Origin of the sequence: Paenibacillus sp. 598K (assembly GCF_003851045.1) — a bacterium.
GTDB lineage: Bacteria > Bacillota > Bacilli > Paenibacillales > Paenibacillaceae > Paenibacillus_D.
The window spans coordinates 55,253-70,899 of the sequence record NZ_BFBX01000012.1 but is presented as its reverse complement, the minus strand read 5'-3'; the positions used below and the strand labels follow the sequence as shown (position 1 = coordinate 70,899).

At 60.4% G+C, this 15,647-nt stretch carries 13 protein-coding genes; 9 read left to right on the top strand and 4 right to left on the bottom strand.

Going from position 1 to position 15,647, the window contains the following annotated elements:
• Positions 1-100 precede the first annotated feature (100 nt).
• Together PA598K_RS05785 and PA598K_RS05780 are read right to left on the bottom strand one after the other, a co-directional pair.
• Positions 101-1,222, bottom strand: coding sequence for a toxic anion resistance protein (locus tag PA598K_RS05785; RefSeq protein ID WP_128656024.1), 1,122 nt, complete (start codon positions 1,220-1,222; stop codon positions 101-103).
• 57 nt (positions 1,223-1,279) lie between these two features.
• Positions 1,280-1,885 (bottom strand): 5-bromo-4-chloroindolyl phosphate hydrolysis family protein, encoded by a 606-nt coding sequence (locus PA598K_RS05780; RefSeq protein WP_260405287.1) that lies wholly within the window; start codon positions 1,883-1,885, stop codon positions 1,280-1,282.
• A 173-nt stretch (positions 1,886-2,058) separates the two neighbouring features.
• Here PA598K_RS05780 and PA598K_RS05775 point away from each other — a divergent pair, with 173 nt between their 5' ends.
• The 5 genes from PA598K_RS05775 (at position 2,059) to PA598K_RS05755 (ending at position 6,662) form a co-directional block, all read left to right on the top strand.
• A complete protein-coding gene (locus PA598K_RS05775) occupies positions 2,059-2,763 on the top strand; it encodes a GntR family transcriptional regulator (RefSeq protein ID WP_128656022.1) in 705 nt (234 codons plus the stop codon).
• Positions 2,764-2,789: 26 nt separating this feature from the next.
• The gene (gene uxuA / locus PA598K_RS05770; RefSeq protein WP_128656021.1) at positions 2,790-3,869 is read left to right on the top strand and encodes a mannonate dehydratase; all 1,080 of its coding nucleotides are present in this window, start codon (positions 2,790-2,792) and stop codon (positions 3,867-3,869) included.
• Positions 3,866-4,714, top strand: a complete 849-nt coding sequence (locus PA598K_RS05765) for an SDR family oxidoreductase (RefSeq protein ID WP_128656020.1) — start codon at positions 3,866-3,868, stop codon at positions 4,712-4,714. Before uxuA ends, PA598K_RS05765 begins: the two co-directional genes overlap by 4 nt.
• 204 nt (positions 4,715-4,918) lie before the next feature.
• Positions 4,919-6,145 carry a DUF2157 domain-containing protein gene (locus PA598K_RS05760; protein ID WP_128656019.1) on the top strand — a complete coding sequence of 409 codons (1,227 nt, stop codon included), beginning with the start codon at positions 4,919-4,921 and terminating at the stop codon, positions 6,143-6,145.
• A complete protein-coding gene (locus tag PA598K_RS05755; protein ID WP_128656018.1) occupies positions 6,138-6,662 on the top strand; it encodes a GDYXXLXY domain-containing protein in 525 nt (174 codons plus the stop codon). The genes PA598K_RS05760 and PA598K_RS05755 overlap by 8 nt, the downstream gene beginning before the upstream one ends.
• An 81-nt stretch (positions 6,663-6,743) precedes the next feature.
• Here the strand turns inward: PA598K_RS05755 and PA598K_RS05750 are convergent, their stop codons facing one another.
• Both PA598K_RS05750 and PA598K_RS05745 read right to left on the bottom strand, forming a co-directional pair.
• Complete coding sequence (locus PA598K_RS05750; protein WP_128656017.1) at positions 6,744-7,781, bottom strand: S-layer homology domain-containing protein; 1,038 nt, start codon at positions 7,779-7,781, stop codon at positions 6,744-6,746.
• A gap of 112 nt (positions 7,782-7,893) precedes the next feature.
• On the bottom strand, positions 7,894-9,915 hold the full coding sequence (locus PA598K_RS05745; protein ID WP_128656016.1) for a cohesin domain-containing protein: 2,022 nt from the start codon (positions 9,913-9,915) through the stop codon (positions 7,894-7,896).
• 318 nt (positions 9,916-10,233) lie between these two features.
• On the opposite strand from PA598K_RS05745, the gene PA598K_RS05740 reads away from it, so the two are divergent.
• The 4 genes from PA598K_RS05740 to PA598K_RS05725 all read left to right on the top strand — a co-directional run bounded on the left by PA598K_RS05740 (position 10,234) and on the right by PA598K_RS05725 (position 15,562).
• Entirely contained in the window at positions 10,234-11,208 is a 975-nt protein-coding gene (locus PA598K_RS05740; protein ID WP_128656015.1) for a LacI family DNA-binding transcriptional regulator, read from the top strand.
• A gap of 64 nt (positions 11,209-11,272) precedes the next feature.
• Positions 11,273-12,781 (top strand): tagaturonate reductase, encoded by a 1,509-nt coding sequence (locus tag PA598K_RS05735; protein WP_185601597.1) that lies wholly within the window; start codon positions 11,273-11,275, stop codon positions 12,779-12,781.
• Positions 12,778-14,268 carry a UxaA family hydrolase gene (locus tag PA598K_RS05730; protein ID WP_128656013.1) on the top strand — a complete coding sequence of 497 codons (1,491 nt, stop codon included), beginning with the start codon at positions 12,778-12,780 and terminating at the stop codon, positions 14,266-14,268. The genes PA598K_RS05735 and PA598K_RS05730 overlap by 4 nt, the downstream gene beginning before the upstream one ends.
• 31 nt (positions 14,269-14,299) lie before the next feature.
• Entirely contained in the window at positions 14,300-15,562 is a 1,263-nt protein-coding gene (locus PA598K_RS05725; protein WP_128656012.1) for a glucuronate isomerase, read from the top strand.
• Positions 15,563-15,647 lie beyond the last annotated feature (85 nt).

Sequence of the window (15,647 nt, the reverse complement as noted above, 5' to 3'; positions counted from 1 at the left end):
AAACTTTCTTTCGCTCCAGGTCCGAAATGCGCCGTCGCCGGCGCGCCAACGAAAGTTTCTTTCGCTACGTGTCCGATAAACGGTGCACACGCTCCGCTCCTCAGGCGTAGCGCTCCAGATTCGTCCCGATCGTCGCTGCCAGCTTGTCCTTGAGCTGACGCTCCATCTCCGACAGCTCGGCTTCGGCTTCCGCTCGCTGTCTGCGCCCTTCCTCGCAGATCGTCATCGTCTCCTCCAGCGTCGAGACCAGCTCCTGATGGACGGTGCGCAGGGTGTCCATGCCGATCATGCCTTGCTCGCTCTGGGCAGCAATCTCCAGGGTGAGCTCGCGCTGTCTACGGGCGCTGCGCTGCATGCTGGCTTCGATCTGATCCTTGACCTGATGATGCACCTCCATCGCTTGCTGGATCCGGGCTTGGGCGGAGGTGGTGACCAGATCCAACTTCCAGAGCGGCAGCAGATTGTAGATGACGGACTGGATCTTCTCCATCATGAGCTGCTCGCCTTGCTGCAGCAGACGGATGCGAGGCGCCTGCGTGAGCGAGATGAAGCGGGTGCGGCGGAAGTCGTCGAGCCGCAGCTCCAGACGCCGGATGAAGTCGTCCGCCTCGCGCAGCCGTTGTTCGGACCAAGGGTCGGCTGCCTGCTGCGCTCGCTCCTGCAGTCGGGGTCGATCCTCCGTGACTGCTTCCTCCAGCCGCAGCTGCACGGCAGCGATATGCAGATCGAGCTGCTTGAAATAGTCGTAATTGCGCTTAAGAACAATATCCAGCAGCTGAATGTCCTTTTGCAGCATAATGTAGGAGGCGTCCAGTCGGGTGCGGATCTTCTCGACCTGGTCCTCGAGGCTGCGCGATTGCTCGGCCGCCCGTTTGACGCCGGACACCCAGCGGCCGACGATCGGCAGCGCGGCCAGGCGGTGACGCGGCTTGTCCTCGGCGGGCGTTTGCTGCAGCGCCAGGATGAGTTCGGTCACCGCTTCGCCGATCTCGCCGCTTTCGCCACTGCGGACCTGCGCCAGGATGGAGCCAGCGAAGGCGGCGATATCCTCTTGGATCGCGTTGCCGAACCGGGCGACTGACGCGGAGTCCTCGATCAACAGCGTTTCGGCGAGGCGGCGGGCTTGCTGGAGCTCGACTGGCGTCAGCTGTCCGAGGATTCCGGAGAGATCCGCGCCTTGGACGTTCTCGGCTGGGATTGGACGGGATACGGATTCGTTCATTTCTGTTTCCTCCTTTATTGACTGCGGACAGGGGTGCGGCGGCCGGGCGGGCGAGGCCTAGCCGGAGACGCGCTCGGAGCGCATAACCTCCTCGAGCGTATTGACTTCGACCTCCAGGTCGATCAGTTCATGGCGCAACAGCTTGCCCATATATTTATCGAAGTGCGAACGCAGCGCAGGCAGCAGATTCTCGATGCGCTTGACCTGGAACTCCATGTCTTTGGTATAGACCTTGCTGTGCACCAGCCGGTCGTAACGGTCCATCAGGTCTGCTGCGGTCGGCAGATAGTAGTCGTAATGTCGCTGCACGAGAGGGAGGCTATCGGGATTGCGACGGATCTTGGCGGCGATACTCTCGGAGACGGCGCACAGCTCCTGCACCTTGGCCGCAACCTCGCGATCGGCGAGCCGAGAGGCGACGCTGCGCAGTCCGGCGATATGGAGCGATGCCGCATCGAGCACTTCTCTCGCTCGTCCCTGCAGCGGCGGGGCATCGTCCAGCGACTCAGGGCTGAGCAGGCGGAACCCCGATGACGCGGACAGCGCAGGCACGGTCCGCTCGGGCCGTTCGCTCTGCGGAGCTTTGACATCTGCGCGCGGCCGCAGCCAGACAAGCAGGATCAGGATAGATGCAGTGACGATGAGCAGCAGCAACAGGAACACGACCAATGGGCATCCTCCTTAACCCGTAATCATACACATTTGGCATCAACCATTACCCGGCCCAAGGAAAAATTAAACAGCTCATGCAAAAATGCTGCCTTAAATACTTGTATACAAGTATTCATCGACTGTGCTACACTGATCTCAGCAATCAAAAGAGAGGAAGTGCCGTCATGACGTTCTCCCCGATCGAACCGCCTCGCCGGCAATCGCTAGGCAGTCGGGTCTACCACAGTATCCGCGCCGGCATCGTCAGTCTGCAGGCCGAGCCCGGAACGATGCTGTACGAGAACGAGCTGGCCCAGTCGCTGCATGTCAGCCGTACGCCGATCCGCGAGGCGATCCGGCAGCTCGCCTCGGAGCGCCTCATCGAGGTTGAGCCGCAGCGGGGGACGCGAGTCGCCCGCATCTCGCTCGCCCGAGTAGCGGAAGCCCGCTTCGTAAGGGAGCGGCTAGAGACAGGAGCGTTCCGCGCGGCGGCGCAGCTATGGGCAATGGCCGACCGATCCGCCTCCGAGGCCCGGCTTGCGCAGCTGCTGGCTAGCCAGGCCGAGGCGGCAGCCGCAGGCGATATGTATCGCTTCCTGCAGGAGGACGAAGCGTTCCATCGCGAGATCATGGCGGTGACCGGCAACACGATGCTGCTCGGCATTATCGACCAGGTGCGGGCGCATATCAATCGGCTGCGTCTGCTGGCGATCCGCGAGTTCCGGGACATGGATCAGGTGATCGAGGCGCATGCGACCTTGCTGGCTGCCGTTCAGCGCGGCGACGAGCAGGCGGCAGTCGAAGGGCTGCGGACGCATATCGGCAAGCTGGAGGAGGAGCTGCCTGAGCTGCTCGCCCGCTACCCCCATTATTTCGAAGTTGAACAATAGATGATGAACAGTAAGGAGAGATTCCGATGAGGATGGTATTCCGATGGTATGGCGAAGGCAATGACAGCGTCACGCTGAAGCAGATCATCCAGATCCCGGGCGTCGAGGGGATCGCATGGTCGCTGCATGACGAGCTGCCCGGCGCGGAGTGGCCGCTCGACAAGATCGAGGCGCTGCAGGCGCAGGTCGCGCCGTATGGTCTGCATCTCGACGTTGTCGAGAGCGTTAATGTTCACGAGGACATCAAGCTGGGGCTGCCTAGCCGTGATCAGTATATCGAGAGCTACAAGCGGACGATGGAGAAGCTGGCGACCGTCGGCGTGAAGACGATCTGTTACAATTTCATGCCGGTGTTCGACTGGGTGCGCACTGAGCTGTTCCGCGAACTGGAAGACGGCTCGACAGCGCTGTTCTTCGAGAAGTCGCGCGTCGATCAGATGGACCCGCTCGAGCTGGTGCGCAAGATCGCCGTCAATCCCGAGTACTCGATGCCAGGCTGGGAGCCCGAGCGGCTCGCGCATCTGTCGGCCAGCTTCGAGGCATACCGCAACGTCTCGGAGGAGGACCTGTGGGAGCATCTGCGTTACTTCCTGGAGGCGATCCTGCCGACGGCGGAGCGGCTCGACATCAAGATGGCGATCCATCCCGACGATCCGCCGTATTCGATCTTCGGCCTGCCCCGGATCATCACCACGCAGGAGCATATCCGCCGTCTGCTGCAGCTGGTCGACAGTCCGTACAACTGCGTGACGTTATGCAGCGGCTCGCTTGGCTCGCGGCCGGACAACGACGTCGCGGCGATGGTGCGCGAGTTCGGACCGCGCATCCCGTTTGCGCATATCCGCAACGTCCGCCTCTATGACAACGGCGACTTCATCGAGACGTCGCATCGCGCCCAGGACGGCACTGTCGATGTGTGCGATGTCGTCGCCGCCTACCACGAGCAGGGGTACACCGGATACGTCAGACCCGATCACGGCCGTCATATCTGGGACGAAGAGTGCCGACCGGGCTACGGTCTCTATGACCGGGCGCTCGGCATCATGTATCTGTGGGGCGTCTGGGATTCGCTGGAGCGACAAAAACAAGGGAGGCTGACTGTATGATCCCGATCCATCCTCATCTGGCCGGCAAGCGGGCTGTCATCACCGGCGGCAGCGGGGTGCTGTGCGCGGCGATGGCGCGCGAGCTGGGACGCCACGGCGTCAAGGTAGCGATCCTGAATCGGACGGCGGACAAGGGCGAGGCCGTAGCCGCATCGATCCGCGAGGCGGGCGGCGAGGCGATAGCGATCGCCTGCGACGTGCTCGACAAGGCTAGCGTACAGCGCGCCGAGGCGCTCGTCTCCGAGACATTTGGCGGCTGCGACATTCTGATCAACGGCGCCGGCGGCAATCATCCGAAGGGCAGCACGACCCATGAGACCTATCGGGCGGAGGATGTCGACGATCCCGAGGTGACGAGCTTTTTTGATCTCGGCGTCGAGGGCTTCGGTCATGTATTCGACCTGAACTTCATCGGCACGCTTATTCCGAGCCAGGTGTTCGGCCGCGGCATGGCGCACCGGCCGGGAGCGGTCATCCTCAATATGTCGTCGATGAGCGCGCCGAGTCCGATGACCAAGGTGCCGGCTTATAGCGCGGCCAAGGCTGCGATCGACAACTTTACGCAGTGGCTGGCCGTCCATATGGCCGATGCCGGCATCCGCGTCAACGCGATCGCGCCGGGCTTTTTCCTGACCGAGCAGAACCGCCGTCTGTTGACGCACGAGGACGGCTCGCTGACAGAGCGCTCGCACAAGATTATGACCCATACGCCGATGCGGCGCTTCGGCAAGCCGGAGGATCTGCTCGGCACGCTGATCTGGCTCGTCGACGAGCAGATGTCCGGCTTCGTCACCGGCATCACGGTGCCGGTCGACGGCGGCTTCATGTCCTATGCCGGCGTATAGATCGTCTGTGGTCGCATAGCGCGTCCAAGGACATTTCTCCTGCCAGCCTGTCATAGCCAGGACCATACGATGATCTCGCTCTTGCCCCCGGACCCCTCGGTTCGGGGGCTTCGTCATGCGATTGATTGCACTGGTACTAGGGTAGATTAGGACTATGAAATCCCTTGCAGCCAAGTATACTGTAGATAAAAGGAGTGATGGCCGATGTCGCGCAAATGGCTGGAAAAGGAAGCGCCCCGTTGGGTGCGGGAAGACATCATATCGTCAGAGCAGGCCGACCGGCTCTTGTCTCTGTACGATGAGAAGAAGCGGGCGATAGGCATCCTGCCGATCCTGGGCAGTCTGCTCGTCGGACTGGGAATCTTGACATACGTAGCGGCCAATTGGCAGGCGATCGACCATATTTGGCGGCTGCTCCTGCTCATCGTCGTCATGACGGGCTTCTATGCGGCGGGCGAATACTTCCATCGCCGCGGCGATCGCTTGCTCGGCATCGGCTTGCTCGCGGTTGGTCTCGCGGCCTTCGGGGGCTCGATCTTCCTCGTCGTGCAGATGTATCATCTGCTGCTGGCGCAATCGACGGCGTTCCTGCTCTGGGGCATCGCCGGCGTGCTGCTCGTCTGGCTCTATCCGTCGCGCGTGTTGTTCTTCTATACAGCAATCGTGCTGAGCATCTCGCAAGGGTACAGCCTGAGCGATACCGAGCAATTCAACCTGTATGCCTTCCTCGTCCTGGCGATCGGTCTTGGGGCCTACTGGCTGAAGCATCGCGACGGCTGGATGGCCTGGGTGCTGGGCCTCAGCCTGCTGGCCCAGACGACGATCTGGATCAGCATGGAGGGGTGGACGATTGTCTGGTTTTACGTGCCATCGATGGCTCTGTATGCTGCCGCCGATTGGCTTAAGGCCAAACGAGACGTCTATGGTTTGCAAGGCAGCGTATTGACGGGGATGTATTTCTTTGGCTTTATTATGGTCATGTTTTCCGATGACGTGCCGGTGCTCGACTTTGGCGCGGACGAACGTCTTCGGTCCATCGTCTTTCTGTTCGTGTTCGCAGGCTTGCTGGCCGTGTCGCTGCTTGGCAAGCTGAGCCGACAGCGGATCGCCACGGCGGGCGACTGGCTGCTGCTGCTGCCGTGGTTTTTTATCCCGGCAGGCACAGATTTGCTCTACCTGCTGGCGTTGGCGTTTTACTCGCTCTATGTGCTGTGGCACGGGTATGACGAGCAGTGGCGCTTCCGGATCAATCTCGGCACCGTGCTGTTCCTGTTCGCGACGCTGTTGGCCTATACCCGTCTGGCGTGGGACTTTATGGACCGCTCGATGTTTTTCCTGATCGGCGGCGTGCTCATGCTGCTGCTCAGCTGGTATCTCGGTCGACGCCGCCGCAGCGCTTTATCTGACGAAGGAGGAGATCGCCATGCTTAAGCCAACTACCCGAAGAAGATGGCTCGTCGTCCTGATCGTCCTCCAGGTACTCGTACTCGCAGGCATGGCGCTGTCGAGCGAGGCGGCAGGCTGGTATGGCAAGGAGATCAAGCTGAAAACGGCGCCGGTCGATCCGCGCGATCTGTTCTACGGCGATTATGTCATCCTGAGCTATGAGATCAGCCGCCTCGATCGCGGACTGTGGACCGGGAGCGGGCAGCCGGAGCGGCGGGAGATCGTCTATGTGAAGCTGCGGCGCGCAGCTGGCGAGGAGGGCATCTACGAGGCTGTATCGGTGTCGCCTGAGCGCCCGGAGACGACAGGGGACGAGGCGGTGCTGAAGGCGAGAGTCGGCTACGTCGCCCCGGATACGATCCAGCTGACGTATGGGCTCGAGCGTTATTATGTGCCCGAGGGCACGGGACGGGAGCTTGAGGAGCAGCGCGAGGAGATGCTGGTCACGGTGCGCATCGCGCCGTGGGGACAAGCGCGACTCATGTCGCTGATCCTGCCCTAAAATGCAAATTAGCCTGCCTGTACGGAGGACCGACGGCTTACAGCTGTCGATTCCTCGCGTATAGGCAGGCTTTGGTGTTTCCTAGGCTTCCGACAGATAGTCGAGCAGGCGCAGGATCAAGGTGACCGCTTCGGCCCGGGTCGTATAGCCGCCTGGGACGAACTGATTATTGTCCCTGCCCTTGACCAGCCCGATATCCGACGCGGCTGCAACGGCCGAACGAGCCCAGGACGGTATCGCATCCTGATCGGCGTAGACGAGCGCTCCCGTCTGCTCCGTCTGCTCTTCATGTCCGAGGACGCGCATCAGCAGCGTAGTAATCTCGGAGCGCGTGATCGATCGCGACGGACGGAAGCTGCCGTCCTCATAACCTTTGATGATGCCCGCAGCGGCCCACAGCGACACATGGGGCTTGGCGTAGGCCGGGATTTGCGATTCGTCTGCGAACGGCAACGCGGCTTCCGACGGAGGCGTCGGTGCGAGCGCCCTCGAGAGCATCGTCGCAAATTGCGCGCGCGTAACCTCCTCTTGCGGAGCGAATCGGCCGTCCGGATAGCCATTGACCCAGCCCATCTCTGTAGCTCTGGCGATTTCCATCTCGGCCCAATGACCGATCGTATCCTCGTAGTAGCTTTTCGGCGGCTGCTTAGCCATACTGATCGGTAGCGAAAAACTCGGCTCTGCGGTGATGCTGCCGCTATCGCTGTCGACCAGCTTGACGCGTGTCAGCCGGATCTCGGTGTCTTTCTGCGCGATCACCTCGAATTGTATGGTGGCAAAGCGCAGCGAGCCGCTCTCTCCTTTCGTTTTGCCGATTTTCGTATGGGCAAAGGTCAGGTTGCCCTTCTCGTCGATCGGCGGAACCGAATAGCCTTCCCATGCGGCTTTTGCCTCCTTGAGCTTGAGGACGGCCGGATCATAGGTCAGTCGCAGCTCGTACCCGTACACATCCTTTATATTCCGGCCTTCGACCGTGATGGCGAGCACATCGCCGACGTTCGCAGGCTGGTTGGAGGTGCTCAGGACAAAAGCAGGCTTCTCCTCGGCGAAGGCCAGAGGCGGCAACATCGCAACTAGCAGTAGCATGGACAGCATCAGCTGCAGGTACCGAATTTTCAAGTCGATCGTCTCCCTTGTTCATCAGCATCGGATGATGGTATGGATAAATGAGGCAGGCCAAGGGTATCGACCGCGCCAGTTGCTGACGATCCCCTTGGTCTGCGTGTGATGATTAGTTGCCCAGGACGAGACGCGCCATAGCGACAAGATCCTCGATGTCGATTACGCCATCTTTGTTGATGTCGTAAGCTTTTACTTGATCCCAATCGTCGCTTGCGGACGTTTTGCCGTAAGCCTTGGCTACCAGCGCCAGATCGCCTACAGTGACTTTGTCGTCATTGTTGAAGTCGCCAGGCACCGAAGGCGTGCGAATCTCGACGACATGGGTATCTCCGCCGAGCGCCGTATCCGGACCATCGGCATCGGAGACCAGCAGCTCCATCACTTTAATATCAGTGACGCCAGCGACATTTTTGGCCCGGAAGACCAGCTTGACGAGATTTTGATTCGGCTGGTCCACGCTATCCGAGAGATGTACGCCCAGGATACGAATGCTGCCAGCCTTGGCGTCGGTACCGACGACATTGAACAGCTTGTCATTGACCGTAGCCGGCGAGCCGACAAGCTCCAGTTTATCGGCGTCGTAGACGATTGTGAAGTCTTGAGCATATACTTTCTGATTGACATTTTTCAGCCCGTAGACGACCTCGAATTGCTGCCCTGGCTGCACTCGCGCAGGACCGGTCAGCGTCGCCGAGCTGGCCGTCGAGGAGACGACGGTTACGGTAGCTTTAGCCTTTTCCGATACGCCTTCGATCGTGCCCGATACCTCGAAGACGCCAGGGGCGGCGTAGCGCTGCGGCGAGATCGCTTCCCATACGACCGGACGGTCCTCTGCAGCGACGCCCGTCGCGCTGGAGTTGATCTCTACAGCGACCGTGGCGGGCAGTACAGGCGCCACCTTGGCCTCTGTCGTTACCTCCACGTCAGCGATGCCTCTGACTTTGCTGTGCGAGAACAGCCAGTCGATCAGCATGCCGCGCTCCGGATGCGTATATTCGTTGTAGACGGGCAGCCAGACCGAGTGTCCGTCGAAGCGATGGCCGTTGTAAGGCGGATCCATCAGTTGGTTGAACGGGATGGTCGTCAGCAAAGAGTCGTTCCAGTACGGCGAGTAAGTTTTATCTGTATTGACGACAGAGTTATAGAGGAAATCCTCTTCGTCGACAAACGTCCACAGCGGCAGATTGGCGACTTTTTTAGCATTCTCGACGCTTTGCGGACCGCCAGCCGGACACAGTGGAGCTGCTGCGGCAGCTAACTCAGGGTAAGTCCGCAGGAAGGTCCAGGTGGAGCCGCCGCCCATCGAGAAGCCGGTAATGTAGATGCGATTTTTGTCAACCTTACCGTCTGCGATCATTTGATCGATGACAGCTTTTACCTTGTGCATGCTCGCTTCAGTGGTTGCGTTGCGCGGAGCCAGCACATGGGTAGGGTACTTCTCCTGATTTTCGGGGTTGGCCCATACCGTGCCGCCATTGCTGAAGCGGATCGGCGTATAGATGTCATTGCCCTGTCCGCCGCCATGGAAGAAGACGACGAGCGGCAACGGCCCTTCGGCCTCTTCGTTATAGAAGTAGCTGTAGTCAAGACCGTCATGGTTCGCATACTTGTACTGATCGAGCACAGGACTGACGACGCCCTTCTGGACGAAGGTGGGGGCAATCGCAGATCCGTCTGCATAGTTCAGCTTGTCTCCCTTGAACGTGACTGTATACTGCGCATCGAGGGTGTAGCCCCCGTCGATTGCCGTACCGCCATCGCCCCAGCCGACATCTGCAAAATCCACGACAATATATCGTCCGGTATCCACAGGCGAACCCGTAGTGTTCTCCTGACTAATATAAACATCTGTAACGACGCGCTTATCGTCGTATACGACATGATCGGCGTTGACCTTCCGCGTCAGCTTCACATGTACGTCAAAACTGTCTTTCGACAGAGAGGAATCGCTTACATTTTTGCCTGCATCGATGATGAGCGCATCCGTGCGCTCTTCAAAAGCAAAGTTTTTGTTTTGGAGGATAAACGGCAGGGCCGAATCAGTCGACGCTTCATCGGCAAAAGCCGACGGGAAGCTGAAGGCCATAATGAAAAGCGTGAGATAAATGGTCACATACCTTTTCTTAAACAAGGTTCATTGCTCCCTTCAATAGTTACGTACCAGCCAATATCAAAACCTGAATGCCTCGTTACAGGACCATTGCATTCCCCCTAATCAGAAATTTCGTTTTAGCACAATTTGAGCGTACCAGAAGATAGCGAAAAATAACGTCGAAAAATGGCTGCCCGAAAGACCTATTTTTAAAGCGCTTTCCATTTCAAAATTCGCGTTTTTTTGAGGGGGCGGCATGCAGCAGAAAAAATTGAATAACAACGTTGTTATTGTTAGTGCCGGCAGAGTGTGCTATAGTGAGAGCAAAGCAAGGCGAAAGCGGGTAGGGTGAACACGATGATCACGATAAAAGAAATCGCCAAGCTCGCCGGCTGCAGCTTCAGTACCGTCTCGAAAGCGCTTAACGACAGTCCGCTCGTCAAGGAAGAAACGAAGCGCAAGGTGCTGCGGATCGCCGAGCAATACGGCTATCGCCGCAATCTGCTGGCTCGCCAGCTGGTCAGCGGCAAGAGCGGGATGATCGGCCTGATCTGGCAAGATGTCGACAATCCGCTGTACGCGCAGCTGGCGATGCGACTGTTCCAGATGTTCCAGAGGCATGGCTACGAGACCGTCATGATGATGTCGCCGCCCGAGCAGGCAGCCGACTGGTTCCGCCAGATGCGGGTGGACGGCCTGATCTTCTGGGGCGATGTCGAGGCGCATGCGCTGCAGTTGTCCAAACGGCTGGCGCTGCTCGACACGCCGCTGCTCGTCGTCGGCAGCAATACGCATCTGCCGGTGCATGCGCTGCAGATCGACCGCAAGGCGGGGATCTATGCCGCGGTCGAGCATCTGCACGCGCTTGGTCATCGCCGGATCGGCTACATCGGCGACGGCAAGCCGGTCAAGGAACGCGGGTACCGGGAAGCGCTGCTCGATTTTGGCCTGCGGCTGCATCCTGGCGACGTGCTGGAGGGCGGGATGTCGTGGGAGGAAGGGTACGAGGCGATCCGTCGTCTCGATGCCGCTGACGGGCTGGCCACCGCCTATATCGGCGGCAACAATCTGGTCACTCGGGGCGCATTGCGCGCCTTTGCCGAGCGCGGCATCGCAGTCCCGGCCGAGGTGTCGCTGATCGGCTATGACGAGCTGCCCGAGATGGCGTATGCTGAAGTGCCGCTCACCTCGGTCGGCCCGCCGCTCGAGGAGGTCGCCGAGCGCACGGTAGAGATGATGCTCACGATGGTGCGGCAAGACGGCGAGCCGCAGAGCCGGACGATCAAGCCGGTGCTTCATATTCGGAGCTCGACAGCGCGCCCTCCTTCATAAGGGGGCGCCGCTCAGGACTTTTATAACAACGTTGTTATTGATGTTACAGAATGGAGGGTTCTACATGGCTAATCCGCGTTTATCGCGCGCTCTGCCGGAGGTAGCCGGCCAGATCGGCGCATGGCCCGTTAGGGCTATTCAGGTCGGAGAAGGCAACTTTATCCGCGCTTTTGTAGACTGGATGATCCATCGCGCCAACGAGCAAGGACTGTTCGGCGGCTCGGTGCTCGTCACGCAGCCGCGCCCCGGCGGCGCTCGCAAGCTGGCGACGCTGCAGGAGCAAGAGGGGCTGTTCACTGTCATCGAACGAGGCATCAGCGAGGGCCAGACGGTGGACCGCGCCGAGCTGGTGACGAGCATCGCGCGCTGCGTCGATCCTTATGCCGAGTGGGAGAGCTTCCTGGCTACGGCCGAGGAGGCGCAGATCGAGTTCGTCTTCTCCAATACGACAGAGGCGGGCATCGTCTATACGGAGGAGGTCTACGACCCGTCGCAGCCGATCCTCTCATACCCGGGCAAGCTGACGGCGTGGCTGCTCCGGCGCTATGAGACGCTGGGAGGGCAGGCCGAGACGATCGTCGTGCCATGCGAGCTGCTGCCTCGTCCCGGCGACGCGCTGCGCGAGGTGGTGCTGCAGAAGGTCGCAGCCTGGCAGCTCGGCGAGGGGTTCGACCGCTACGTCCGCGAGCAGGTGCGGTTCGTCAACTCGCTCGTCGACCGGATCGTCACCGGCTATCCGGCCGAGACCGAGGCGGCGGCGCTACAGGAGCAGCTCGGCTATGAGGACCGCCTGCTGGTAGCCGCCGAGCCGTATTATCAATGGGTGATCGAGGGCGATGCCGAGCTGGCGCGCCGTCTGCCCTTCGCCGAGGCGGGACTGCGCGTCGAGTGGGTGAGCGATCTGCAGCCGTACAGCATGCGCAAGGTACGGATCCTCAACGGCGCGCATACGTTCCTCGTCCCGATGGCCTATCTGCTCGGTCACGATATCGTCCGCGACGCGGTCGCCGATACGCGAGTCGCTGCGCCGCTTCGACGCTTTCTGAGCGAGACGGTGTCGGCTGTGCTGCCATTCCCGCATGAAGCGTCGGCGGCCTATATCGAGCAGACGCTGGAGCGCTTCGCCAATCCGTTCATCGACCATCGGCTGCTCGACATCGCGCTCAACTCGATCCAGAAGTTCCAGACGCGGCTGCAGCCGACGCTGCGCGAATATGCGACAGCCCAGGGCATCGTGCCGGAGACGATGATCGGCTCGATCGCCGCGTTTATCCGCTTCCATCGTTGCACGGCTGACGGCGCGTCGTGGCTTGGCTATCGTATCAAGGATGGCGATCGCCAGACGTTCGAGCTGAAGGACGATGCCGCGGCATTGACGGCATTCGCCGAGCTCTGGTCGAGCTACGATCGCACGGGCGATCTGTCGGGGCTGGTCGCCGGCGTCATGGAGTCGGAGACGATCTTCGCTGCGCCTCCAGGGCGGGAGCTGCCTGCCGAGCTACGCGAGGGCTGTTACGAGAGGCTGGGCAGCGCCTTGGCTGAGCTGCTGGCCCGAGAGGAGGGAGCGCGATGAGCGCCTATATTAAGATCAAGTCGGAGGACTCGGTATTCATCCTGTATCAGGAGACGAAGGCAGGGACGGAATTCGAGATTGATGGTACAATAATAACGTTGCAAGAGGACATCCCTGCCGGGCACAAAGCGGCGGTGAAAGCGATTGCCAAGGGAGAGCATGTCTACAAGTTCGGCTACTCTATCGGCATCGCGCAGCAGGACATCGCACCGGGCCAGTGGGTGCATACGCATAATCTGAAGTCGGGGCTGTCCGGCTTGCTCTCCTACACGTACGAGCCGCAGCTGCTGGCGCCGCCTGCTCCGGCGGACATCCCGACGTTCCAGGGGTTCTTGCGGGAGAATGGCGAGGCCGGCATCCGCAACGAGATCTGGATCATCAACACGGTCGGCTGCATCAACAAGACATGCGAGCGGCTGGAGATGCTGGCGACGAAGCGTTATGCGAGCCGGGGCATCGACGGCGTGCATCACTTCTCGCATCCGCTCGGCTGCTCGCAGCTCGGCGACGACCTGAGCTATACGCAGAAGCTGCTCGCCGCGCTGGCGAACCATCCCAATGCGGCTGGCGTGCTCGTCGTCGGCCTCGGCTGCGAGAATAACCAGATCGGCGAATTCAAGCAGGTGATCGGCGACCTCAACCCGAAGCGGATCAAGTTCATGGCCGCTCAAGAGGTGGACAACGAGCTGGAGCGCGGGCTGGAGCTGCTCGATGAGCTAGTGGATTATGCAGAGACGATGCAGCGCCAGCCGATCCCCGTCACCAAGCTGAAGGTAGGGCTGAAGTGCGGCGGCTCGGACGGCTTCTCGGGCATTACCGGCAACCCGCTCGTCGGCGCCTTCTCCGACAAGCTGATCGGCTACGGCGGCACGAGCATCCTCACCGAGGTGCCGGAGATGTTCGGCGCGGAGACGATCCTGATGAACCGGGCCAAGGACGAGCAGACCTTCGACAAGATCGTCTCGCTCGTCAACGACTTCAAGTCGTACTTTATCCGCTACGGCCAGGAGGTATACGAGAATCCGTCTCCCGGCAACAAGAGCGGCGGCATCAGCACGCTTGAGGAGAAGTCGCTCGGCTGCACGCAGAAGGGCGGCACGAGCAATGTCGTCGATGTCCTGCCATACGGCGAGCGCGTTCATTCGACAGGACTTAATCTCGTGCAAGCTCCAGGCAACGACCAGGTGTCCGTGACGGCGCTGGCGGCGGCGGGCGCGCATATCGTGCTGTTCACGACCGGACGCGGCACGCCGTTCGGCGGCGCGGTGCCGACCGTGAAGATCTCGACCAACTCCGATCTGGCCGAACGCAAAAAGCACTGGATCGACTTCAACGCCGGTCAGCTGATCGACGGCGCAGATAAGGACGCGGTGCGAGACGATCTGTTCCAGTACGTACTGGATATCGCCTCGGGCGTCAAGGAGACGAACAATGAGCTGTACGGGTACCGCGAGATTGCTATCTTCAAGGACGGCGTGACGTTGTAGACACTACTGTATATGGGAGGAATTATTCACGATGACTACTATTATCGCTCAGGATCAATTGGCCTCATTCGTACGCAAGACTGTAGCCGAGCAGCCGGTCACCGATCTGCACACCCATCTGTACTCGCCGGAGTTCGGCGGCCTGCTGCTGCGCGGCATCGACGAGCTGCTGACCTACCATTACCTCGTCGCCGAGGTGATGCGCTGGTCGGATATCGCGATCGAGGACTTCTGGAAGCTGAGCAAGCAGGAGCAAGCCGAGCTGATCTGGCAGGAGCTGTTCATCAACCATTCGCCGATCAGCGAAGCATGTCGCGGCGTGCTGACCTGTCTGGAGGCGTTCGGCCAGGATGTGGGCAGCCGCGATCTGGCGAGCTACCGCAAGTTCTTCGACGGCATGACGCCGGCCGAGCATGTCGATGCGACGCTGAAGCTGGCCAAGGTCGAGCATGTCGTCATGACCAACGATATCTTCAATGAAGAAGAGCGCAACATCTGGCTCTCCGGCGTCAAGTACGACGAGCGGTTCCACGCGGTGCTGCGGATGGATCCGCTGCTCAATGACTATGCCAACACCAAGTCGTCGCTCCGCGAGTGGGGCTATGCGGTGGAGGACGAGTGGAATGAAGCGACGATCGCCGAGGTGCGCCGTTTCCTGACGGACTGGATCGATCGGATGAACCCGCTCTATATGGCCGTATCGCTTCCGCCGAGCTTTGCCTTCCCGGAGGACTCCGACCGCTCGCGCGTCATCGCCGACTGCATCCTGCCGATCAGCCGCGAGCGCAACATCCCGTTCGCGATGATGATCGGCGTCAAGAAGCGGGTACATCCGGCGCTCGGCGATGCTGGCGACTATGTCGCCAAGGCGGGTCTGGAGTCGCTCGAGCATATGCTGCTGCACTATCCGCAGAATAAGTTCCTCGTCACCATGCTCTCCCGCGAAAATCAGCATGAGCTGACGACGCTGGCGCGCAAGTTCCGCAACCTGATGGTGTTCGGCTGCTGGTGGTTCCTGAACAATCCGGTGTTCATCGACGAGATGACGCGGATGCGGATGGAGATGCTCGGCACGAGCATGATCCCGCAGCATTCCGATGCGCGCGTGCTCGACCAGGTCGTCTACAAGTGGAGCCACTCCAAGCGTATCATCGCCGACGCGCTGATCGACAAGTACACCGACATCGCCGTCAGCGGCTGGCAGGTGACCGCCGAGGAGATCCAGCGCGACGTCGCCGACCTGTTCTACAACAACTTCTGGAACTTCCTGAAGCGCGAGCTGCCGGGCAACTGAGCTTGACCAAACTGAATACCCCAAAAGGTGAATCAGCCAATGGCCGGTTCGCCTTTTTTTGCAGTCAATCACTAATTTTCACCTG